Here is a 21,842-nt window from a genome sequence, read left to right as displayed (position 1 = left end):
AGTAGGCTTGCCGCATGGACTCCCGCCCGCGCAGGCCGCTCACCGGTGCCCCATCCGGCTGCGGCATCGATCGCCGCACCTTTGTCGGCGGTGCGCTGGCGGCGCTGCCGCTGGCCGGCATGACGGCGGCAAAGTCATCGGCCACCGGCCAGCGGCGGGTGACCTTCCTCGCCCAGGACTTCCGCAACGGCGGCATCACGACCGTCTACCGCGCCTTCGAGGAGGCCTGCAAGACGCTGGGCTGGACGCTCAACGTGCTCAATGGCGACGGTTCGCGGACGCTGATCGCGCAGCAGTTCGAGAGCGCGCTGCAGCAGGGGGTCGACGGCATCGTGCTGGGCGGCTTCGACCAGGCCGACATCGCCGGGCCGCTGGAGCGCGCCGGCCCGGTCGCCACCGTGCTGGTCGGCTGGCACGCCGCTGCACGCAGCGGGCCATCGGGCCGGCTGTTCAGCAACATCGCCACCGACCCTGCCGTCGTCGCCGAAATGGCCGTGGCGCTGGTGCCGCAGAGCATGGCCAACGGCCGGGCCGGCGTCGTCATCTTCAATGACAGCCGCTTCGAGATCGCCAACGCGAAGACGCAGCGCATGCGCGACGCGCTGACCCGCTACAGCCGCTGCGAGCTGCTGGGCGTCGAAGACCTCCCCATCTCCAGCGCCTCGCAGGCCATGGCCGGTGCCCTGGCGGCGCTGCAGGAGCGCTTCGGCGAACGCTGGACACACTTGCTGGCCATCAACGACGCCTACATGGACTCGATGCACTTCCCGCTGCGGGCGCTGGGCCGGCCGGACATCGTCGGCATCGCCGCCGGTGACGGGTCCCGCGCCGCGATCGGGCGCATCCGCTCGGGCCTCTCCCAGCAGCTGGCCACGATCGCCGAGCCCACCGGCCAGCAAGGGTGGCAGCTGGCCGACGAGCTGCGCCGCGCCTTCCTCGGCCAGGCCGCCAGCGGCCGGGTCTGGCCCCCGATCACCGTCACGACGGCCTACCTGCGCGCGCTCGGCAACCGCGACATCGCCGACGACTCACCCTACCGGGCCGACTATCGCCGGCAATGGCTGGGCGAGGCTTCCGCGGCGACCTGAGCGGCGCTGGCGCGCATCTGGGCCGCGAACGCCCAGAACAAGCGGTTGGCAGCGGCCGGCACCCTCGGCTACCTGGGAAGCTTGCCAGGGATCAAGCGTGGTCGACCGCTGTAGATTTGCGATGGGGCGCCGGTATTGGTCAACAGCCGCCGCGAGAGCGGGCGCAGCCGGGAGCAAAAAGAATGTACGAACAGCGCATTGAAGAGAAGCGCCACGAACTCGAGGACGCACACGTCGCACAACGCACGGCCCGCAAGGCCTTGCGGGACGCGGAGTCCGGCATCGACGTGCCTGAAACGGCGTTGCCGCAGCTACGGGCCGAACTCGCCCGCGCCGAGGAGAACGTTTTCTGGGTGAACGCCGAGCTCGACGCCTTGAACGAACTCCAGGTTGAACATCTGGCCACCCTGCGCGTCATGTGAGCCCTCGACCGGCTGGCGCGAAACGCGGCTTCGGCGAACACCCGTGCACCTGCGGCTCTACCGCCTGCGCGCAGGCCGAAACCTCAACGGCCAAGGCCGTGGAGGCTCGTTGGTGGCTGGCTCGCACAGACGCGACGAACCGTCCTGCGGTCCAGGGTCAGCCGCACTGGCCCACATAGCCGCACGCGGTGCAGAAGTCGCAGCCGTCCTTGTGAATCATGGTCGCGTTGCCGCACTCGGGGCAGGGCTTGCCCGCCTGCACCTGCAGCACGCCGGCGGCTGCCACCTGCTTCGGCGCGGGTGATTGCAGCAGGCCCATGTCCACCAGCGGCTGGCCGGCCTCATCGAGGATGCCCAGCATCGCGTAGCGGTGGATGACGAGGCGCGCCACATACGCCACGGTCGAGGGCCAGACCTGCTGCCGGCGCTCGCCGTTCAACGACGGCACCGGCGCCATGAAGTGGCCCAGCGGTTCGCCAACATTGAGCAGCTTGCGCAGCTTCATCGCAATCCAGCCGGGGTCCATGACGCGCATGTCGAGTGACAGCAGCCGCGCCAGGCCGTCCAGCGCCTTGGGGTAGTTGCCTGAGAAGCCCATGGCGCAGGGCCGCGTGACGGTGCCACCCGAACCGTCGGATCCAGGCGTGGGCAGCACCACCTCCTTGAGCGTCAGTGTGAACTGCTCGTTGGTGGCCGGGTTGTCCACGTCCACCGCCCAGGCCAGCGTGCCCGAAGTGCCAGTGCGCGGCTCGTTGCGGCTGAACATGGCGTCCACCACCGGCGTGGGGCCGCCGTCCTGCAGCGCACCGAGCTGTTCGCAGCGCCAGCGGATGACGGCAGCCGTCGCGGCGACGACGCCGGGGAACAGGCGCTTCTCGCCGCTGGGCGGCATGGGCATCTCGAAGGCGCGCTCCTCGGCCACCGTCGCCAGCGCATCCAGCTTCAGGCGCAGCCAGGCGGCGTCGTTGGTGCGCAGGTCCATGGACAGCGTCTTGGCCAGCGCCGACAGGCCACGCGGCTGCTCCGCGCCGTTCACCCACACCTCGAACGGCAGGTTGCGGCCGAACAGCCCGCCATCGGGGCCGTCCAGCGGCAGCTCGCCGATGAACAGCGCAAAGTCGCCGTGCGGGTGCTGGATGAGATAGCTCCAGGCCGGGTTGCCACCGGGCATGTCGGGCCGGCTGGGCCAGCGCAGCGACGCGACGACGGCCTGCGGCAGGCGCTCGACCTTGAGGCGCTGGTTGGTACCGTCAGGGTCAGCCTTCAGCGGCTCGGGCTGCTTGACCTCGGGCGTGACCGACAGCACCGAGCCCAGCACGCTGTTGGGCCGGTAGGTGGCCAGGCCCTTCAGCTTGGATTGCCAGGCCTGCACGTACAGGTCCTGGAAGTCCTCGTACGGGTAGTCGGCCGGCACGTTGACGGTCTTGCTGATGGACGTGTCGATGTAGGGCGCCACGGCCGCCACCATGGCCGCGTGGTCGGCCGCACTCAGCTCCAGCGCCGTGACGAAGGCGTCGGACAGCGCCGCGTCGGCACCGAACAGATGGCGGTACAGGCGCCAGGCGTGGTCCTCGACCTGGTACTCCTTGAAGCCGCCGCCCTCGGCCTGCGACAGGCGCTTCTTGCGCGTGTAGGTCCATGAGAACGCCGGCTCGATGCCGTTGCTCGCGTTGTCGGCGAAGGCGAGGCTGATGGTGCCAGTAGGCGCGATGGACAGCAGGTGGGAGTTGCGCAGGCCCTGAGAACGGAGCTTGTCCTTCAGGGCGGCCGGCAGGCGCGAGGCGAAGCTGCCGCCGGACAGATAGAGGTCGGCGTTGAACAGCGGGAAGCTGCCGCGCTCGGCGGCGAGATCGCTGCTGGCCGCATAGGCGGCATCGCGCATGACTTCGCTGATGCGACTTGCCATGTCGCGGGCTTCTTGCGTGTCGTAGCGCAGGTTCAGCATCACCAGCGCATCGCCCAGGCCGGTGAAGCCCAGGCCCACACGGCGCTTGTTGGCCGCCTCCTGCGCCTGCGCGGGCAGCGGCCACGGCGTGACGTCGAGCACGTTGTCCAGCATGCGGGTGGCGACGGCCACGACCTCGGCGAACCCGGCCTCGTCGAAACGGGGGGCTGCGCTGAACGGGCCCTGCACGAAACGCGTCAGGTCGATGGAGCCGAGGCAGCAGCAGCCATAGGGCGGCAGCGGCTGTTCGGCACAGTTGTGCACGTACAGGCCGTTGGCATCGAAGGCGTGGACATGCTCAACCGTCACGTCGAAGACTTCTTCCACGCCATCGGCCTGGATCGATTCGACGGTCGCCGTGAAACGTTCGCGGTTCAACGAGCGCCGGTAGCTGCCAAGCAAATCTTGCAGGCGCGACTGCTTGGCGCTGTCCTCGAAGCCGACCCACTCCGCATAGCGGTGCAGGTTGTCGCCGCTGATGACCAATTCGTGCACCGCGCGACGCTCGTACTCGCGCTCGCCGCCACGGCCATCGGGCAGGCGCTGCAGGCCGGCCGGCTGACGTTCGCGATAAATCGTCGACCCAATGCCCAGCCGCCCCAGCATGCGTTGCACCGCCTGCAGCTGAGCCAGGTCGGCCTGGCTCAAGCGCACGCTGACGCCTTTGTCGTGCGTGCCCTGCACCGAACCGTCGGCATCGAAGAGGCCGCGCAGCAGGCCACGATGGAAGTCGGACGACGTGGCCTCCATGGCGGGCGTGATGCGCTTGTTGCCAGGCGCCGCGCCCAGCGCGCCGGCCAGGTCGCGCAGACCGGTGGATGCGAGGCGGAACTCGCCGCGACCAGCCACCGGGCGTTGCCAGCCCCGGAAATCGGCGCGGCTGACGATGGCGGTGCGCATCGCCGCCTCAGCCGCACGCATGACGCTCTCGACGCTGGCCGGGCGATGGACCACATCGCTACCGACGGCCTTCAACTCCGGCGCCCAGACGGACAGCACGGCCTTGTCGGCCTTCAGCGTGCCGTCGCCGATCAGCAGACCCAGCAGATAGCCCTCGGCCTCGCTGCGGGGGCCTTCCCAGCCCGGCAGGGCGCGGTGGTCGTGCAGCATCAGCTCGTCACCGGGCTTCAAGTGGCCCGCCGGCGCCCATTCGGCTTCGACGAGGTAACGCGTCTTGCGTGTGACGCGGCGCACCGGGTGGTCGCCCGTCAGGCGCAGCACATGACCTTCGCGCGCGGACAGCTTCAACACCGGCTTCACGCCGGTCGCGAAGAAGCCCGCCGACTCGGTGGCGTAGGCCTTGCCATCGACGATGGCGTGGAAGGGCTTGCCGATCAGCGCGCCCACCTGGCGCGGGCCTTCGCTGGTCATCGTCCAGGTATCGGCTGTCACGCAGGGGTTGGTCGCCGCGATCGTTTCGCAGTAGTGCAGGTTGTTGTCGGCGTTGATGCGGTCCAGGAACAGCACGCCGGGCTCGGCGTGGTCGTAGGTGGAGCGCATGACCTGGTCCCAGAGCTCGCGAGCGCGCACCTGGCGGTAGACCCACTGCCCGTCGCCGCGCTGGTAGGCGCCGGCCTCGATCTGCTCGGCGCTGGGCTGGGCCTTGTGCGCCAGCTCCACCACATCGTCGGCCTGCACGGCGGCCATGAAGGCGTCGGTCACGCCGATGGAGATGTTGAAGTTGCGCAGGTCGCCCTGGTCCTTGGCGTGGATGAAGGCCTCGATGTCGGGGTGGTCGCAGCGCAGCACGCCCATCTGCGCGCCGCGCCGGCTGCCGGCGCTTTCCACCGTCTCGCAGCTGCGATCGAACACGCGCATGTAGCTGATCGGCCCGGACGCATGGCTGCGGGTGGAACCCACCCAGGCGCCGACCGGTCGGATGCGGCTGAAGTCGTAGCCCACGCCGCCACCGCGGCGCATGGTCTCGGCGGCTTCGGTGAGTGCCGTGTAGATGCCCGGCACACCGTCCTCGGCGGTCGCGATGCTGTCACCCACGGGCTGCACGAAGCAATTGATCAGCGTGGCCGACAGCTCGGTGCCGGCGGCGGACATGATGCGCCCGGCCGGCACGAAGCCGCGCCGCTGCGCGTCCAGGAAGGCAGCCATCCAGCGCGCGCGGTCGGCCGGCTTCTCGGCGGCGGCAAGCGCTCGGGCCACGCGTTCGCGCAACTCGTCGGGCGTCTGCTCCTCGCCCTTGGCGTACTTTTCGATCAGGACTTCGCTGGAAATGTCCTGCACGGGCAGGTCGGTGGTGCTGCTCACGATGGGCCTCGAGTACTGGATGAATTCACAGTCTACGCCGCGAAACCACCCGTCTGGTGACGAAATCGGCAACCCTGCCAGCGCGCCGCCGCCGGCGCTTTGACCCGCCGCAGAAACCTGCGGCTTTGGCGTCAGAACGGGTTGATGCTCTTCTCCCGGCGGTAGTGGATATAGCCCACGCTGGCGCCAGCGCGCAGGCCCACGCCCAGGCGGATGGGCGCCAGCGTGATGCCCTTCAGGCGCTGGTAGTTGATGCCGGCGCCGCCCACGTAATAGAGGCTGCCGTCCACGCCAGGGAAGCGCTGGTAGATGGCGCCGGCATTGGGCAGGTGGTAGGCCAGTGTGAACACCTTGGACGCGTTGACGCCCAGATCGAAGCCGATGGACGGGCCGGCCCAGTAGACACGGGCCGCGCCGCCGCCCTTCATGAGCAGTTCGCCGTCGCCGTAGCGCAGGCCCACCGTGATGGCCGCGCCGGCTTCCTCGCCCTTGATGTAGGCGTTGGGCCGGCCCTGCTCCTTGAAGGCCTTCTCGATGACCTTGGCCAGGCCCTCGGTGGTCTGGCCGAAGAAGTCGGTGGCGGCCTTGAGGATGGAATCCTCGTCGTAGGTGTCACCCTTGTCCTCGGCCGCCAGCGCAGGCAGCGCGGTAGCCGTGGCGAGAGCCGCGAGATGGTGGAGATGCTGGCGACGGTCGTGCATGAGGCGTCCTGATGACCCGGGTCGGCCCAGCATAAACAAAGTGCCGGCATGCGGGGCGCGCCGCGACAGCGCCCTGCCGCGCCCAGGGCTTGTTCACACGATCGCAACAGGCCTACCGCTGACCAAGGGCAGGCCCTAGACTGCGCTGCAGGCCGGCCCCGCCCAATGCCGGCCGGGCCCGACACGGGCCGTCAGCCGGGCCGCCACGGGGAGAACATCATCAGCACCGAACGCCGCCAATTCGCCCGCGTCGCCTTCGCCGCCGGGGCCGAGCTGATCACCACGCAGGCCTTGCTGCGCTGCCAGGTCATCGACATCTCGCTCAAGGGGGTGCTGCTGCAGTTGCCCGACGGCGCCGCGCCGCAGGCCGGCATGCCCTGCCTCGTCAAGCTGCCGCTCGGCACCGTCGCCGAGGGGGGCGTTGTCATCGCCATGGCGGGCGAGCTGGCCCATGTCGAAGGCGACCATGCCGGCGTGATTTGCCGCAGCATCGACATCGAGTCCATCACCCACCTGCGCCGGCTCATCGAGGTCAACCTGGGCGACCCGACCGCGTCGGAGCGCGAACTCAAGGCGCTGATTGCCGCAGCCAGCCTCGCCTGACGGCAGTTCATCGCACCGCGCCCCGGCGGCGGTGGGCGCTGCCGAGAATGCGGGCATGGAGGAGCCGAGCCCGCTGCATGCCTTTCGCCGCGTCTGCAACCTGCGCATGCTCGCGGGTGTCTACTACTTCTGCCTGCTCTACGCCATCTCGCGGTCGCTGACCTGGGCCGGCAACAACAACAACCCGCGCACGCTCGGCGACGCCCTGTTCGACCTGGTGCGCTTCAGCCGCCAGTGCCTGTTGACCGGCCTGTCGCTGATGCTGGCCGTCGCGCTGGCCGAGGCGCTGCTGGCGCGGCGCCGCTGGCGGCTGCCGGCGCAGCTGGCCAGCCGGGCGCTGGCCGTGGGCCTGGGCGCCGCGCTGGGCACGTGGCTGCGCTACGTGGTCGGGTCGCTGGGCAGCCCGATGCCGTTCAAGCCCAGCTGGGCCGTGTCGACCATGGCCGTGTGGATGCTGCTGGGCGGCATGGCCTATGCGCTGCTGCTGGTCAGCCGCGCGCAGCGGCGAGGGCATGAGCAGCTGGCACAGCTGTTCCGCGAACGCGAGGCGCTGCGCACGCAGCAGACGGAGGCCCAGCTGTCGGCGCTGAATGCGCAGATCGAGCCGCACTTCCTGTTCAACACGCTGGCCAACGTCAAGCGGCTGTACGAGACCCGCCCCGAGCGCGGACGCGACATGCTGGTGGCGCTGATCGCCTACCTGCGCGCCGCACTGCCGGGCATGCGCCGGCACGAATCCACGCTGGCCGACGAGCTGGAGCTCGTGCGCCACTACCTCGCCATCCTGCAGATGCGCATGGGCGAGCGGCTGTCGTTCGACATCACGGCGCCCGCCGAGCTGCTGTCGGCCCAGCTGCCCACGCTGGTGCTGCCCACCTTGGTGGAGAACGCCATCAAGCACGGCCTGTCGCCGCTGCCCGAGGGCGGGCGCATCGAGATCCGCGCGGCGTCGGCCGAGGACGGCGGCCTCACCGTCGAGGTGGCCGACAACGGCCAGGGCTTCGGCGCGGCCAGCGGTGGCGCCGGCGTGGGCCTGGCCAACACCCGGGCGCGGCTGGCCGCGCGCTTCGGCGACGGCGCCGCGCTGGAGCTGGAGGCGGCGCAGCCGCGCGGTGTCGTCGCCCGCGTACGGCTGCCGGCGGAGGCGCTCGCATGATCCGCCACGTGCTGCGCGCCTGGCGTTCGCTGCGGCCGGTCGAGGCGCTGGCCTTCGCCACGGCGGCGCTGCTGTTCGGCGCCATCGACCTGACCTCGCTGGTGGAACTCAACGTCGGCGACCGCCTGCCGCAGCTGCTGGCCCGCCACCTCGCCCTGCCGCTGGTCAGCTGCGCCGTGCTGCTGCTGTGCTGGCTGCCGGCCGCGCGCAGCAGCCCCGTCCACCCCCAGCGGCGGCTGCGGTTGATCGGCGCCACGATGCTGGGCTCGGTGTTGACCATCGCCGTCATCTACCCGCTCGCCGCCGCCCTGCCCTGGCCCTCGCTGTGCGACATCTACGCCATGACGCATGGCAAGCCGCGCTGCTCCGTCTTCCGCGTGACGGCCGTCATCGGCGATGCGCTGTGGGTGTTCATGCCGGCGCTGATGCTCGTCGGCATGCTGGAGTTCCAGGCGCTGCGCCGCCGGCAAGAGCGCGCCGCCCAGGACCTACTGCGTGAGCACAGCCAGCTGCGCCGGCATGCGCTGGCGGCCCGGCTCGCCGCGCTGCAGGCGCAGATGGACCCGGCGCTGCTGTTCGACGCGCTGGTCGCCATCGAGCAGGCCTACGGCCGCCACGACCCCGCCGCCAGCGCCCGGCTGGACCGGCTGATCCGCCACCTGCGCGTCGCGCTGCCCCGGCTGCGCGGGGCAGGTGCCACGCTGGGCGGCGAGGCCGAGCTGATCGCCAGCTACCTGGACCTGCTGCGCGACCTCGACGGCCGGCCGCCCGCCTTCGAGCCCCTGCTGGGCACGCACGCCGGCATGGCGCTGCCGCCCATGCTGCTGCTGCCGCTGGTGCAGCGCGCATTGCGGCTGGGGCCACCCGGTCGGTGCTGGCTGCAGGCCACGGAGGCCGGCATCACGCTGGGCTTCGACCTGCCCGGCCTGTGCTGCGACGATACGGACCTGGCCTCGCTGCATGAACGCCTGGCGGTACTGGACGCACGGCTCACCTGCACCGGCGGGCCCGATCGCACCGAATTCACGCTGGAACTCGCACCATGAACCTGTTGTTGCCGGCTGGGGGGCGCCGTTGATCGCCCCCACCGCCGTCGTCGCCGAAGACGAGGCCGCGCTGCGCGGCGAACTCGTCGAGCAGCTGGGCCAGCTCTGGCCCGAACTCAGCATCGTCGGCGAAGCTGCCGATGGCCTGGCCGCGCTGCGCCTGCTGGACCAGCACCGCCCCGACATCCTCTTCCTCGACATCGAGATGCCCGGCGCCACCGGCATCGACGTGGCGCGCCAGGCGGCCGGGCGCTGCCATGTGGTGTTCGTGACGGCCTACGACCAGTACGCCGTGGCCGCTTTCGACCAGGGCGCGGTGGACTATCTGCTCAAGCCGCTGGCCGGCGCGCGGCTGTTCACGGCCATCTCCCGGCTGAAGGCGCGGCTGGGCCAGGCGCCGGCACCGCTGGGCGGCGTGCTCGAGCAGCTGAGCGCGCGCCCCGCCCCGTCGGCCGCGCGCGCACCGCTGCGCTGGATCAACGCATCGGTCGGCCAGACGCTGCGCCTCATCACCGTCGACGAGGTGATGTTTTTTCAAAGTGACAACAAGTACACGCGGCTGGCGCTCAAGGACGGCGAGGCGCTGATCCGCAAACCGCTGCGCGAACTCATCGACGAGCTGGACCCGCAGCAGTTCTGGCAGATCCACCGCTCCACTCTGGTGAACGTGACTGCGATCGCCAGCGTGAGCCGCGACTTCCGCGGTCGCATGCAGATCAAACTCAAGCACGGCGATGAGCTGCTGCTGGTGGCCGAGAGCTGCGCCCACCTGTTCCGGCAGATGTAGCGGTTGCACGTGTAAGCGGATGTGCACAATCCGCGTCACGCAGGCGTTAACGTTCGGGCCGCCGCAACCCGTCATTCAACGCCCGCCATGACACTCTCTCCGCTGAAGCCCCCGCCGCGTCCGCGGCCCGCCGCCCTGCTCGACCTCTCGCCCGACTGGCTCACCTGGGTGGCCGACAACCGGCTCTGGAACTGCTCGCCCGACTCCATGCGCGACAGCATGGTCGCCGCCGGCCTGGACCCCGCCCTGAGCCAGGCGGCGCTCGACCAGATCGAGCACGACCCCGTGTTCCTGGCCGCGCGCCGACACCAGCAGATGCTGCGCAAGCTGGAATGCGTGGTGGCCAACCAGCAGCAGCTCTGGGAGAACGACGCGGGCTACGACGTCATCGAGAAACGCCGCGGCGTGTCGCGCGACGAGTTCGTCGAGCGCTATGTGCGCGGCTGCCGGCCCGTGGTGCTGACCGACGTCGCCGAGGACTGGCCGGCCATGCGCCGGTGGTCGCCGGCCGATCTGCGCGAGCGCTTCGGCCACATGGAGGTGGACGTGCAGGTGGGCCGCGACAAGGACGCCCGCTTCGAGCAGAACAAGGAGCAGCTGCGCCGGCGCATGAAGGTGGCGGAATTCGTCGACCTCGTCGTCAACGGCGGCGCCACCAACGACCACTACCTGACCGCCAACGACGAGATGCTGCGTCGCCCCGAGTTCCTGCCGCTGCTGCAGGACATCGGCAGCATGCCGCCCATCTGCGACCCGGCGCTGCTGCCCAACGCCGCGTCGATGTGGTTCGGGCCGGGCGGCACGCGCACACCGCTGCATCACGACACGCTGATGCTCTTCCACACGCAGATCCTCGGCCGCAAGCGCTGGCGCTTCGTGTCGCCCATGCAGACGCCACTGCTCTACAACCGCATGGCCGTCTACAGCCCCATCGACCTGGATGCGCCCGACTACGCGCGCTACCCGCTGCTGCGCCAGGCCCGTGTGCTGGAGATCACGCTGGAACCTGGCGACACGCTCTTCCTGCCGCTGGGCTGGTGGCACCAGGTCGCCTCGTTGGAGCTGAGCATGTCGTTCTCGTACACCAACATCGCGGCCGACATCCCCAACGACTTCGACTACCAGAACCCGACCATCGGCAACTGGTAACGCGGCGATCGCCTGGCTCCCGGGCCGGCTGGCTCGCCAGCGCCTCGTCGCCTGGGTGACGACGCTGCCGTGCCGGCGCCACTAAGCTGACCGGCCGCCCCTTGCGCCAGGAGACCCGCCATGCCCGACAGCCACTACCGCATCTGCCCGCTGTGCGAGGCCTGCTGCGGGCTGGAGGTGAAGACCGAAGGCGCCCGCGTCGTCACCATCCGCGGCGCCGAGCGCGATGTGTTCAGCCACGGCTATCTGTGCCCCAAGGGCGTGAGCCTGAAGGACCTGCACGAAGACCCGGACCGGCTGCGCATGCCGTTGGTGAAGCGGGACGGCGTGTTCGTCGAGGCCAGCTGGGACGAGGCCTTCGCCGAAATCGAGCGCCGGCTGCTGCCACTGCACCGCGAGCACGGCGCGGACGCGGTGGCGCTGAGCATCGGCAACCCGGCGGCGCACAAGGTCAGCCTGCTGGCCTACACGCCGCGCCTCGTGAAGGCCCTGGGTTCGCGCAATGTGTTCAGCGCCTCCACGCTGGACCAGATGCCCAAGCAGCTCAGCGCGGGGCTGATGTTCGGCCACTGGCTCAGCATCCCGCTCCCAGACATCGAACGCTGCGACTACCTGCTCATCCTGGGCGCGAACCCGATGGTCAGCAACGGCAGCCTGTGGACGGTGCCCGACTACCGCGGCAAGGCCAAGGCCATGCGCGCGCGTGGCGGGCGCATCGTCGTCGTCGACCCGCGCCGCAGCGAGACGGCCGCGGCGGCCGACGAACATCTGCCGATCCGGCCCGGCGGCGACACGTTGCTGCTGGCCGGCATCGCGCACACGCTGTTCGACGAAGGCCTGGTCAACCTCGGCCGCCTGGCGCCGCATGTCAACGGGCTGGACGAAGCGCGGGCCGCAGTCGCGCCGTTCCCGCCCGAGGCAACGGCGGCCGGCTGCGGCATTCCCGCCGAGACGCAGCGCCGCCTCGCCCGCGAACTGGCCGAAGCAAAGCGCGCCGCCGTCTATGGCCGCATCGGCACCTGCACCACGCGCTTCGGCACGGTGAACTCCTGGCTCGTGGACCTCCTCAACGTGCTGACGGGCCACCTCGACCGCGAGGGCGGCGCAATGTTTGCCAAGGCGGCGGCCTTCGCGCCCAACACGCAGGGCAAGCCCGGCAGCGGCAAAGGCATCACGACGGGCCGGCGCCAGAGCCGCGTGTCCGGCGCGCCGGAGGTGTTCGGCGAGCTGCCCATCACCGTGCTGGCCGAGGAGATCCAGACGCCCGGCGCGGGCCAGGTGAAGGCGCTCATCACCATTGCCAGCAACCCGGTGCTGTCCGCACCCGGCGGGCCGCGCATCGCGCAGGCGCTGGAGCAGCTCGACTTCATGCTGAGCCTGGACATCTACGTCAACGAGACGACCCGCCACGCCGACGTCATCCTGCCGGGGCTGTCGCCGCTGGAGGACCTGCACTTCGACGTCGCCTTTCCGCAGCTCAGCCACCGCAACCACGCGCGCTTCTCCGGCCCGGTGTTCAGCGCCGCAGCCGGCACGCCGCAGGAGTGGCAGACGATCTTGAAGCTGTGCCCGCTGCTCGAAGGCCGCGGCACCGGCGTAGACGTGGCGCAGCTCGACGACGAAGCCATCGAGGCCGATGTGCGCCGCTTCGCAGGCGACCAGACGCCCGCCATCCTGGCCGCGCTCAAGCCTTGGCACGGCCCCGAGCGGCTCATCGACCTGCAGCTGCGCATCGGCCCCTACGGCGACCAGTTCGGCCGCCAGCCTGGCGGCCTCAACCTCGCCAAGGTCAAAGCCGCCAGCACCGTCGACGGCGGCGGCGTGGACCTCGGCGCGCTGCAGCCACGCATTCCCGAAGTGCTGCGCACGCCCAGCGGCAAGATCGAGCTGGCACCGCCCGCCGTGCTGGCCGACCTCGCCCACGTCAAGGCCGAACCGGCACCCGCCTTCAGCCTCATCGGCCGCCGCGACACCCGCTCGGGCAACAGCTGGATGCACAACCTGCCCATCCTCGCCAAGGGACCGGAGCGCTGCACGCTGCTCGTCCACCCGGGCGACGCCGAGCGGCTGGGGCTGGGCGAGTTCGCCATCGTCCGCAGCGCTGTGGGGGCGCTGACCGCCCGCGTGGAACGCAGCGCCGACATGAGCCCCGGCGTCGTCAGCCTGCCGCACGGCTGGGGGCATGACCTGGACGGCGTGCAGCTGGGCCTCGCGCGCGAGCGGCCCGGGGTCAACATGAACGCGCTGCTGGACGACGCCACCCGCGACCCGCTGTCTGGCAACGCCGTGCTCAGCGGCATCGCCGTCGAGATCGCGCCGGCCTGAGCGCAGCGGCCACGGCGGGACATAAATCACACCACCAAGAAGTCGCAGGCGCATTTGTGACGGCGCAACCCTAGACTGCACCGGTTCACCAACCCAGAGGGCAAACCCGTCGAAAGGCGGGGACGCAAAGCTTCCGGCCTACCGCACGACGAGTGCCATGGCAGCGGGGCCGCCAGGACCTCGGCATCCGCAGGGTCTTGTCAGGCGTGGCCCTCGTCCAACCAAGACTTCGGCCATGCCCCGCACCCGCCTCTCCTGGACCCTGACCCTGCTGACTGCGGCGGCGCTGACCGCCTGCGGAGGCGGCGGCACGACGGACACCACGGCCACCACCCAGGCCAGTGCGGCCGCCGGCACCCTCGCACTGACTGTCTCGCTGGACGACCCTGCCACCGACGTGCAGGCCGATCACAGCTTCCACATCGCCGCTGCCGAGCTCCAACCGCCGGCCGACGTTGACGGCACCGAACCGCACCGCACGCCGGCCGCTGCCAACATCGCCACCAGGGGCCTGACGCTGGACACGCTGGACGCCAGCCAGCGCCGCAGCGCCCAGGCTGCCAGCAACGGCGAGGCCATGCCGCTGGCGGCCACCACCACCGTCACCACCTACACACCGGCGCAGATCCGCGCCGCCTATGGGCTGCCGGCGCTGTCCGCCAGCGCAGCTCAGCTCGGTGCGGGCCAGACGATCTACATCGTCAACGCCAAGCACGACCCCAACGTCGCCGCCGAGCTGGCCGCGTTCAACAGCAAGTTCGGCCTGCCCACCTGCACCACGCGCACGCTGGCCGCCAACGCCGCGCTGCCGCTGGCTGCAGCGTCCGGCAGCGCCTGCGAGCTGGTCATCGCCTACAGCACGACGGCCGGCGCGCTCACCGCCACGGCGCCCGCCTACGACAGCGGCTGGGCCACCGAGATCGCGCTCGATGTGCAATGGGCGCACGCCACCGCGCCGCTGGCACGCATCGTTCTCATCGAGGCGCCGGACGCCAGCGTCGCCAGCCTGAGCAAAGCGGTGGCGCTGGCCAACCGCATGGGCGCGGGCGTCGTGTCCATGAGCTTCGGCGCCGCCGAGGGCAGTTGGACGAGCAGCTACGACGGCGTCTTCGGCGCGGCCGGCATGAGCTACCTCGCTGCCACGGGTGACAACGGCGCGGCCGTGTCCTGGCCCTCGGTGTCGAGCAAGGTGGTCGCCGTCGGCGGCACGACGCTGGCCTACAGCGGCACCGGCTCGCGCAGCGAGACCACCTGGAGCGGCACCGGCGGCGGCACCAGCGCCTACGTGGCCCTGCCCAGCTATCAGAGCGGCAGCATCGGCGGCTACGCACGCCGTGCGGTGGCCGACGTCGCCTTCAACGCCGACCCCAACTCCGGCCAGTACGTCGCCGTGATCGCGCCCGGCACGACGACCGTGCGCTGGGTCAGCGCCGGCGGCACCAGCCTCGCCACACCGCAATGGGCCGGCGTCATCGCCGTGGCCAACGCACTGCGGGTGGCCAGCGGCAAGACCGTGCTCGGCCAGCCGCACGCCGCGCTCTACCAGCAGATCGGCGCCGTGCCCACCGCCTACACCGCAGCCTTCAAGGACGTGGCCACGGGCAGCAACGGCAGCTGCACCACCTGCACGGCCAAGGCCGGCTACGACACCCCGACCGGCTGGGGCACGCCCAACGTCACCTCGCTGCTGACCAGCCTCGGCGGCGCGACGACATCGAGCACCAGCACCGGCTCGTCCACGACGACGACCACGACCACCTCATCCACCGCGCCAAAGCTCACCACCACCAGCCTCAGCGGCGTGGCTGGCAAGGCGCTGAACGCCAGCATCGGCTACAGCGCGCCGGGCGCGACGTCCCTGTCCATCGGCATCACGGGCCTGCCCTCGGGCATGGGCATCTCCGCCACCAGCAGCGCCATCACGGTGAGCTGGGCCAAGCCTGTGACGGGCAGCTACAACCTCGTCATCACGCTCAAGAACAACCTGGGGCAGACGACGACGGGCACGGTGGCGGTGAAGATTACCGCCAGCTGAACATTGGTCGCCCCTGGGCGCGACAGCGAGAGCGCCACATAACTCCTCCTATGATGCGCGCCGCATTCGATGCGGCACTCCGCAGCACCGGCTTCCGTGAAGGCCGGGCCGGGCGCAACAAGGGAGGATTGCATGCGTTACCAGCAGTGGGCGACCCACGCTTTTTCATGGTTCCTGGCCCTGTCGCTGGCCGCGTGTGGCGGCGGCGACGGCGGCAGTTCAGGCCCGGCACTGACGTTTGAACCGGCTGCGCTGGTTGCCAATTTCCGCGCTGGCCAGCCGCTGCCGATCACCGTCACGGCCACGGCATTGCACCCTGAGGACTTCAAGCAGAACGTCTACGTCGTCGCGGTCGACGAGAAGCAGGTCATCCAACCGTACATTGGGCTGTCCGCCCTGTCGGCCAACAAGTACAGCGCGACCATCACGCCATCGGCGCTGCTGGCGGCCGGACACTACACGGGCACCCTGTCCATCCGGCTGTGCAAGGACCTCGCCTGTACGTCGCAGTTCCCCGGCTCGCCCATCCCGCTGCCCTATGACTTCACCGTGCAGGCAGTCTCTGCCGCCGTGACGTTTGAACCGGCCACGCTGGCTGCCAACTTCCGGGCAGGCCTACCGATGCCGATCTCCGTCACAGCCACGGCGGCATACCCCGATGACTTCAAGCAGAAGGTGTACGCCGTCGCCATCGACGAGAAGCAGGTCATCCAGCCCAACATCGCACTGTCCGCGCTGCCGGACGGCAAGTACAGCGTGCGCCTGACACCATCGGCGCTGCTGGCAGCAGGGCACTACACGGGCACGCTGGCCGTCAGACTGTGCTGGGACACTGGCTGCGCATCGCAAATCCCCGGATCGCCGGTCGCTCTGCCGTATGACTTCAACGTGCAGGAAGCCATTGCGGCGTTGAACTTCGGCAGCCTGAGCCCGACAGCCATCACCACCTACAGCGGCGAAGCGAAGACGCAAGCGCTGACGTTGCGCTTGACCGGCGACAAGCTGAGGTGGAACGTCAGCAGCAGCGCGAGCTGGCTGCAGGTCAGCACCAGCAGTGGCACGGGGGCTCAGGACATCGTGGTGACGGTGAACTCCGACGACCTGCTGCCTGGCGACTACAAGGCACGGGTCACCGCCACGACAGAAGATGGCCAGAGCGCTGGTGTCGACTTCACGCTGCAACACCTGGAGCGACAGTTCGTGCTGAATGGCGGCGTGCCGAGCTTCACGATGGTCAACGGCTCGGTCGCTCAAGCCCAGGCCTTGCCCTTCGCCTTGAACAATCAGCAGGCCGTGAACTGGAGCGCCAGCACGACGGCCGCCTGGATGCAGCTGTCGCCAACGACCGGCGTCACGCCCGGAACCATCACACTGCAGCCCGATCCGACGCAAGGCCCGCTGAAGTCGGGCAAATACAGCGCTGACATTTCACTGAACTCGCCAAACATCGCCAGCAAGACCGTGACCAGCCAGCTGACGCTGATGGCACCCACGCTGTCCACGAACACGACAGCGCTGGTGTTCGGCGGCGCCAAGGGGCGCGAGTTCTCGGCACAGATGCTGAGCATCGGCCTGAACACCAACATCGAATGGCCCTGGTCCCTGACCGATGTGCCCGCTTGGCTGCTGCCCGGCACAACGTCTGGCAAGGCGAGCACGACGTCATCCACGCAGGCGGTGTCTGTCGATGCCCTGAAGGCCCCGATCGGCACCCAAACATCCGTGCTGAATGTGCGCGCCACCGTGAACGGCGAGACGGTCACCAAAGCGGTGACCGTGACGATCAACGCCGACCAACGCCGCTTGCTGCCATCCGTCTGGGGCGTCGGCCTGGCCAGCACGCCTACCGGGCAGGTCCTGAGTCGGACCCTGCAGGTGCGCGACAACTTCGACCAGGGCCTGGCCTGGACCGCCGCGTCCGACGCCGCTTGGCTCACTGTCACCAACTCGGGGCGCACGGATGGTGCGTCACAACTGGTTGTCACCGCCGACCCGTCCGGCCTGCCCAACGGCCAAGTCAGCCAGGCCAAGGTCACGCTGAGCAGCAGCCAGACAGGTGTCGCGCCCGCCGTCATACGGGTGGCGCTGTGGAAGGACGCCACAGGCGCGGTCGCCATGCAGAAGCTGCCGCTGGACCGCGCGGTGCTCGTGGCCGACACCATCCGGCCCTACGTCTACACCCACGCCGGCGGCTCCGACGTCGATGTCTACAACGCCTACACCGGTCAGAAGGTCACGACGCTGATCAATGTGGGCGCCGCACTGGGTGCGATGGCGGTCTCGCCGGATGGCTCGCTGCTGTACGCAGCGGACACGGCTAACCGCGCTGTCAAACGCGTGAATCTCGACACCGGCCTGACCGTGGACAGCTGGGCGCTCAGCACTGCAACCACCATTGGCGACACCGCGCTGGTCCTGCGCACCAGCGGCGTCGACGTGCTGGTGATGGGTGACGGCGGCGCCTACGCTGCGGGTCGCCGTCTGGGCAAGGTGGGTAGCGGCGAAAGCCACGCGGCCACACCGGACGGTCGCACGCTGCTCTGGCAGAACATCGGCCTCAGCCCCGCGTCGGCCGGCGCGGTGAGCCTGGACTATTCGGAAGTGAACGGCGGCACGCTGATGGCATCCGACACGAAGGCCGCAGCGTCTTACTACAACGGCTCCAGCAACGGCCGTGACATCGCTGTTTCACCCGACGGCACACGCATCTACACAGCAACCGGCGCACCGTATCGCTGCACCGTGCTGGCAGGCGGTGACATGAGTGTCATTGGCAGCCTGCCCGGCGGCGACAACTATCCGAACAACGTCGAGGTGACCAGCGATGGCCGCATCATTTGCGGCATCAGCGGCTGGTACAGCAGCAGCGACTTCTGGGTGCATTCCCCCACCGGCGCGCTGATCCAGGGCTACAAGGTGGCCGGCTACGCCCGCGAGATCAAGACGCGCCAGATGGTCGTCACGCCAGATGGTCTGATCGTGGCCACGTTGACTGACGACCCTGTGCTGGCGTTCGTCGCGATCGGCCGCTGAGCCAGCGAATCAGCGCGGCACGGCCGACCACTGCACCCTCGCCACCAACCCTCCGCCGTCGCGCGGCAGCAGTTGCAACTGCGCGCCTTCCACGCGCGCGATTCGCTCGACGATGGCCAGGCCCAGGCCTGAGCCTGGCTTGCCGCTGCGGGCGGCATCGCCGCGCTGAAAGGGGCGCTTCAACTCATCGACCCGCGCCGCCGGGATGCCAGGGCCGCGGTCGCGGACCTCGATCCATGCGGCGCCGGCTTGTTCGCCGCAGGCCAGCTCGATGGGCGGTGCGCCGTGGTTCTGCGCATTGACGATGAGGTTGAGCACCAGCCGGCGCAATGCCTGCGGCCGCGCACACCGGTGCACGGCCGGGCCGTCGATCAGCCGTGGCTGCGGCAGGCCGGGCGCGAGCGCCAGCGTCTCGCCCAGGAACTCGCGCAGCGCGATGTCCACGGGCGGCTGGTCCTGCTCGGCCGGGTGCGAGGCGCGCGCGTAGTCGAGGAATTGCGTCAGCAGACCGTCCAGGCCGTGCAGGCTGCGGTCCAGCGTGTCCAGCAGTTCCGGTTCGCTGCGGCCCGAGTCGCGCAGCAGCTCGCTGACCAGGCGGATCTTGGCCAGTGGCGTGCGCAAGTCGTGCGACAGGCCGGCCAGCATCAGCAGCCGCTCTTCTTCATCGCGCGCCAGCGCCTGGGCCATTTCGTTGAAGCCCTGTGCCAGTGCCGCGGTCTCAACCGGGCCGTCGGTCGGCAGCAGGAGTCGTCGCTGCCCCTGGCCGACCGCCCTGGTCGCCTCGACGAGCCGCGCGAGCGGCCGGTTGATGCGGCGCTGGATGAGCCACGCGCCCAGCAATGCCAGCCCACCGCTGACGACGCTCGCGATGATCCAGGTGCGTGCAAAACGGAAGGCCGGCTGCACGGACGGCACGACCAGCCAGAAGGCCACCCCGGGCGGCCGCACGGCGATGAGCCCGCTGGCCTCGCGGCGCCAGGCCAGCTCGCCATCGGGCACGCCGAGCTGCGCCGCCAGCGCCGACAGGTAGCTGCGCTCCAGCAGCGATGTGCGCTGGCGATGGCTCTCGTCGAGGCCCAGGCCGGCGCGATCGTTGAAGCGCGCGACGAAGTCCGCACGCTGCCCCTCGGGCAACAGGCGCAGCCCCTCGGCCACGGCCTGCAGGCTGCGCGCCGTCGCCTCCGCCGACTGCCGCAGCCGCGGCTTGGCAACCAGTTGGGCATAGGCCAGCGCGTTGACCATCTGGCCGCCGACGATCAGCGCCACGATGAGCCACAAGTTGCGGCCGAACAGGGTGGACAAGCCGAGTTTCAACGCCATGACTCCTCATCGCGGCAGGCGTGTTGCGGGCCGAGCGCCAGGCCGGCCCGCGCCAGCCCCTCGGCAGAGCGACCGAGTGCACCCGCGTTCCGCGCGGCGTGGCGGGGCGAGGCGCTCACGGCTGCGGCACGAACACATAGCCCAGGCCCCACACCGTCTGGATGTGGCGCGGCAGGCTGGGGTCCTCCTCGATGAGCCGGCGCAGCCGCATGACCTGCACGTCCAGGCTGCGGTCGCTGACGCCATGGGCCTCGCCGTGCGCCATCACGAGCAGCTTTTCGCGGCCCAGCGGCCGGTTGGGCTGGCTGGCCAGCGCGCGCAGCAACTGGAACTCCACCGTGCTGATCTCCACCGGCACGCCGTCGCGCTCCAGGCGGCGCTGCGTGGGGTACAGCGTGAAGGGGCCGAAGCTGATGGCCGCCTCGCCGGCCGGGCCGAGATGCGCGCCGAGTTGCTGCTGGCGGCGCACCATGGCCTGGATGCGCGCCAGCAGCTCGCGCGGCGCGAACGGCTTGGCGAGGTAGTCGTCGGCGCCCATTTCCAGCCCCAGCACGCGGTCCACGAGGTCGCCACGTGCGGTCAGCATGAGGATGGGAATGGTCTCTCCCTGTCCGCGCAGCCGGCGGCACAGCGACAGGCCGTCCTCGCCCGGCATCATCAGGTCCAGCACCAGCACGTCGAAACGCTCGCGTGCCAGCAGCTGCGCGGCGGTGGCGGCGTCGGGTACGGCGCGCACGGTCATGCCCTGCTCGGTCAGATAGCGCTGCAGCAGGCCGCGCAGTTCGGCTTCGTCGTCGGCGATGAGAATGCGGGTCATGCGCCGATGTTAGGGAGGCGCCACGGCCCCGCCGCGCCGGAAAACGATGACAAACCGTTGCAAGGCGGCCCCGCTGTCAGATCCTGCAAGCACTGCGACCGCTGCCGCAACCCGGCGCGGGCTCGCTGCGGCCAAGATGGCCCCACCTGTTTCAAACACCCGCCATGCGCCGCTTCACCCTCACCCTCCTGGCCTGCGCCCCGTTCATCGCCCACGCCACCCCGACACCCCAGCAGCGCGCCGACGCCGCACAGCGGACCGCCGAGCAAGCCCGCGCCTGCGTGGCCGCCCAGCCGTTCTACTGGGAGGTGGGCGATGCCGGCCAGCCGCTGGCCAGCGGCCAGGTGGGCCGGAACGGACCGGGCCGCGACACCGAGATGGCCATCGCCTCGGCCTCCAAATGGCTTTACAGCGCCTTCGTCGCCGAGCGGCGGCAGGGGCAGCTGACCGCCGAGGACGTGAAGTTCCTGCACTTCCAGTCGGGCTACACGAACTACCGCGTCTGCCGGCGCGACCAGACCATACAGGCCTGCCAGGAAAGCCGCCTGAACGGCCGCGGCAGCAAGGACCCCGCCACCGAAAACCGCTTCGCCTACGGCGGCGGCCACATGCAGCAGCACGCCATCGTGATGGGCCTGGGCTCGGCCGGCCCCGACGGCCTGGCGCAGGCCGTGCGGCAGGCGCTGGCACCGGCACTGGGCAACGACTGGCACCTGAGCTACAGCCAGGCCATGCCGGCCGGCGGCGGCGTGACGAGCGCCGCCGACTACAGCCGCTTCCTGCGCGCGCTGATGGACGGCCGGCTGCAACTCGGGCGGCTGCTCGGCACGCAAGCCGTCTGCACCAACCCGCAGGCCTGCCCCAACGACGCCGTCAAGACGCCCATTCCGCAAAGCCAGCAATGGCACTACAGCCTGGGCCACTGGGTGGAGGACGACCCGACCAGCGGCGACGGCGCCTTCAGCAGCCCGGGCGCGTTCGGCTTCTATCCGTGGATCAGCGCCGATCGGCGCTACTACGGCATCGTCGCGCGCGAAGAGCGCGGTGGCGTGCTGAGCAGCGGCCCCACGGGCAAGCCGGCCGTCGCGTCGGCCGCCTGCGGGCGTGAGATTCGCGCGGCCTGGATGGACGGCCAGCCCCGCCGCTGAAGCGA

15 protein-coding genes and 1 riboswitch are annotated in these 21,842 nt (G+C 70.2%); of the genes, 11 read left to right on the top strand and 4 right to left on the bottom strand.

Annotated features, from left to right (window positions below):
- Positions 1-14 precede the first annotated feature (14 nt).
- On the top strand, positions 15-1,088 hold the full coding sequence (locus tag ACG00X_RS07150; RefSeq protein WP_394487371.1) for a substrate-binding domain-containing protein: 1,074 nt from the start codon (positions 15-17) through the stop codon (positions 1,086-1,088).
- Positions 1,089-1,270: 182 nt separating this feature from the next.
- A complete protein-coding gene (locus tag ACG00X_RS07145; RefSeq protein WP_394487370.1) occupies positions 1,271-1,510 on the top strand; it encodes a hypothetical protein in 240 nt (79 codons plus the stop codon).
- A 157-nt stretch (positions 1,511-1,667) separates the two neighbouring features.
- Here the strand turns inward: ACG00X_RS07145 and ACG00X_RS07140 are convergent, their stop codons facing one another.
- Positions 1,668-5,717, bottom strand: a complete 4,050-nt coding sequence (locus ACG00X_RS07140; RefSeq protein WP_394487368.1) for an LAGLIDADG family homing endonuclease — start codon at positions 5,715-5,717, stop codon at positions 1,668-1,670.
- Between the two features lie 131 nt (positions 5,718-5,848).
- Entirely contained in the window at positions 5,849-6,418 is a 570-nt protein-coding gene (locus ACG00X_RS07135; protein WP_394487367.1) for a DUF1134 domain-containing protein, read from the bottom strand.
- A 165-nt stretch (positions 6,419-6,583) separates the two neighbouring features.
- Here ACG00X_RS07135 and ACG00X_RS07130 point away from each other — a divergent pair, with 165 nt between their 5' ends.
- The 8 genes from ACG00X_RS07130 to ACG00X_RS07095 all read left to right on the top strand — a co-directional run bounded on the left by ACG00X_RS07130 (position 6,584) and on the right by ACG00X_RS07095 (position 18,552).
- Positions 6,584-7,021: a PilZ domain-containing protein gene (locus ACG00X_RS07130; RefSeq protein WP_394487365.1), complete on the top strand. Its 438-nt coding sequence runs from the start codon at positions 6,584-6,586 to the stop codon at positions 7,019-7,021.
- Positions 7,022-7,076: 55 nt separating this feature from the next.
- Complete coding sequence (locus ACG00X_RS07125) at positions 7,077-8,177, top strand: sensor histidine kinase (RefSeq protein WP_394487363.1); 1,101 nt, start codon at positions 7,077-7,079, stop codon at positions 8,175-8,177.
- A complete protein-coding gene (locus tag ACG00X_RS07120) occupies positions 8,174-9,223 on the top strand; it encodes a histidine kinase (RefSeq protein ID WP_394487362.1) in 1,050 nt (349 codons plus the stop codon). Before ACG00X_RS07125 ends, ACG00X_RS07120 begins: the two co-directional genes overlap by 4 nt.
- 28 nt (positions 9,224-9,251) lie before the next feature.
- Complete coding sequence (locus ACG00X_RS07115; RefSeq protein WP_394487361.1) at positions 9,252-10,010, top strand: LytR/AlgR family response regulator transcription factor; 759 nt, start codon at positions 9,252-9,254, stop codon at positions 10,008-10,010.
- Between the two features lie 87 nt (positions 10,011-10,097).
- The gene (locus ACG00X_RS07110) at positions 10,098-11,159 is read left to right on the top strand and encodes a cupin-like domain-containing protein (RefSeq protein ID WP_394487360.1); all 1,062 of its coding nucleotides are present in this window, start codon (positions 10,098-10,100) and stop codon (positions 11,157-11,159) included.
- A 120-nt stretch (positions 11,160-11,279) separates the two neighbouring features.
- Positions 11,280-13,484, top strand: a complete 2,205-nt coding sequence (locus tag ACG00X_RS07105) for a molybdopterin-dependent oxidoreductase (RefSeq protein WP_394487359.1) — start codon at positions 11,280-11,282, stop codon at positions 13,482-13,484.
- An 89-nt stretch (positions 13,485-13,573) separates the two neighbouring features.
- Positions 13,574-13,661, top strand: a riboswitch (cyclic di-GMP riboswitch).
- A gap of 58 nt (positions 13,662-13,719) precedes the next feature.
- A complete protein-coding gene (locus ACG00X_RS07100; protein ID WP_394487358.1) occupies positions 13,720-15,519 on the top strand; it encodes a S53 family peptidase in 1,800 nt (599 codons plus the stop codon).
- 132 nt (positions 15,520-15,651) lie between these two features.
- A complete protein-coding gene (locus ACG00X_RS07095) occupies positions 15,652-18,552 on the top strand; it encodes a BACON domain-containing protein (protein ID WP_394487357.1) in 2,901 nt (966 codons plus the stop codon).
- Positions 18,553-18,561: 9 nt separating this feature from the next.
- Here the strand turns inward: ACG00X_RS07095 and ACG00X_RS07090 are convergent, their stop codons facing one another.
- Both ACG00X_RS07090 and ACG00X_RS07085 read right to left on the bottom strand, forming a co-directional pair.
- Positions 18,562-19,872: an ATP-binding protein gene (locus ACG00X_RS07090; protein ID WP_394487356.1), complete on the bottom strand. Its 1,311-nt coding sequence runs from the start codon at positions 19,870-19,872 to the stop codon at positions 18,562-18,564.
- A gap of 115 nt (positions 19,873-19,987) precedes the next feature.
- Positions 19,988-20,689: a response regulator gene (locus ACG00X_RS07085; RefSeq protein ID WP_394487355.1), complete on the bottom strand. Its 702-nt coding sequence runs from the start codon at positions 20,687-20,689 to the stop codon at positions 19,988-19,990.
- Between the two features lie 164 nt (positions 20,690-20,853).
- On the opposite strand from ACG00X_RS07085, the gene ACG00X_RS07080 reads away from it, so the two are divergent.
- A complete protein-coding gene (locus ACG00X_RS07080) occupies positions 20,854-21,837 on the top strand; it encodes a serine hydrolase domain-containing protein (protein WP_394487354.1) in 984 nt (327 codons plus the stop codon).
- Positions 21,838-21,842 lie beyond the last annotated feature (5 nt).

The sequence above is a fragment of the Pelomonas nitida genome, from assembly GCF_043555975.1.
Classification (GTDB): Bacteria; Pseudomonadota; Gammaproteobacteria; order Burkholderiales; family Burkholderiaceae_C; genus Pelomonas; species Pelomonas nitida.
The sequence above is the reverse complement of the archived record's forward strand: the minus strand, read 5'-3'. Positions and strand labels throughout refer to the sequence as shown.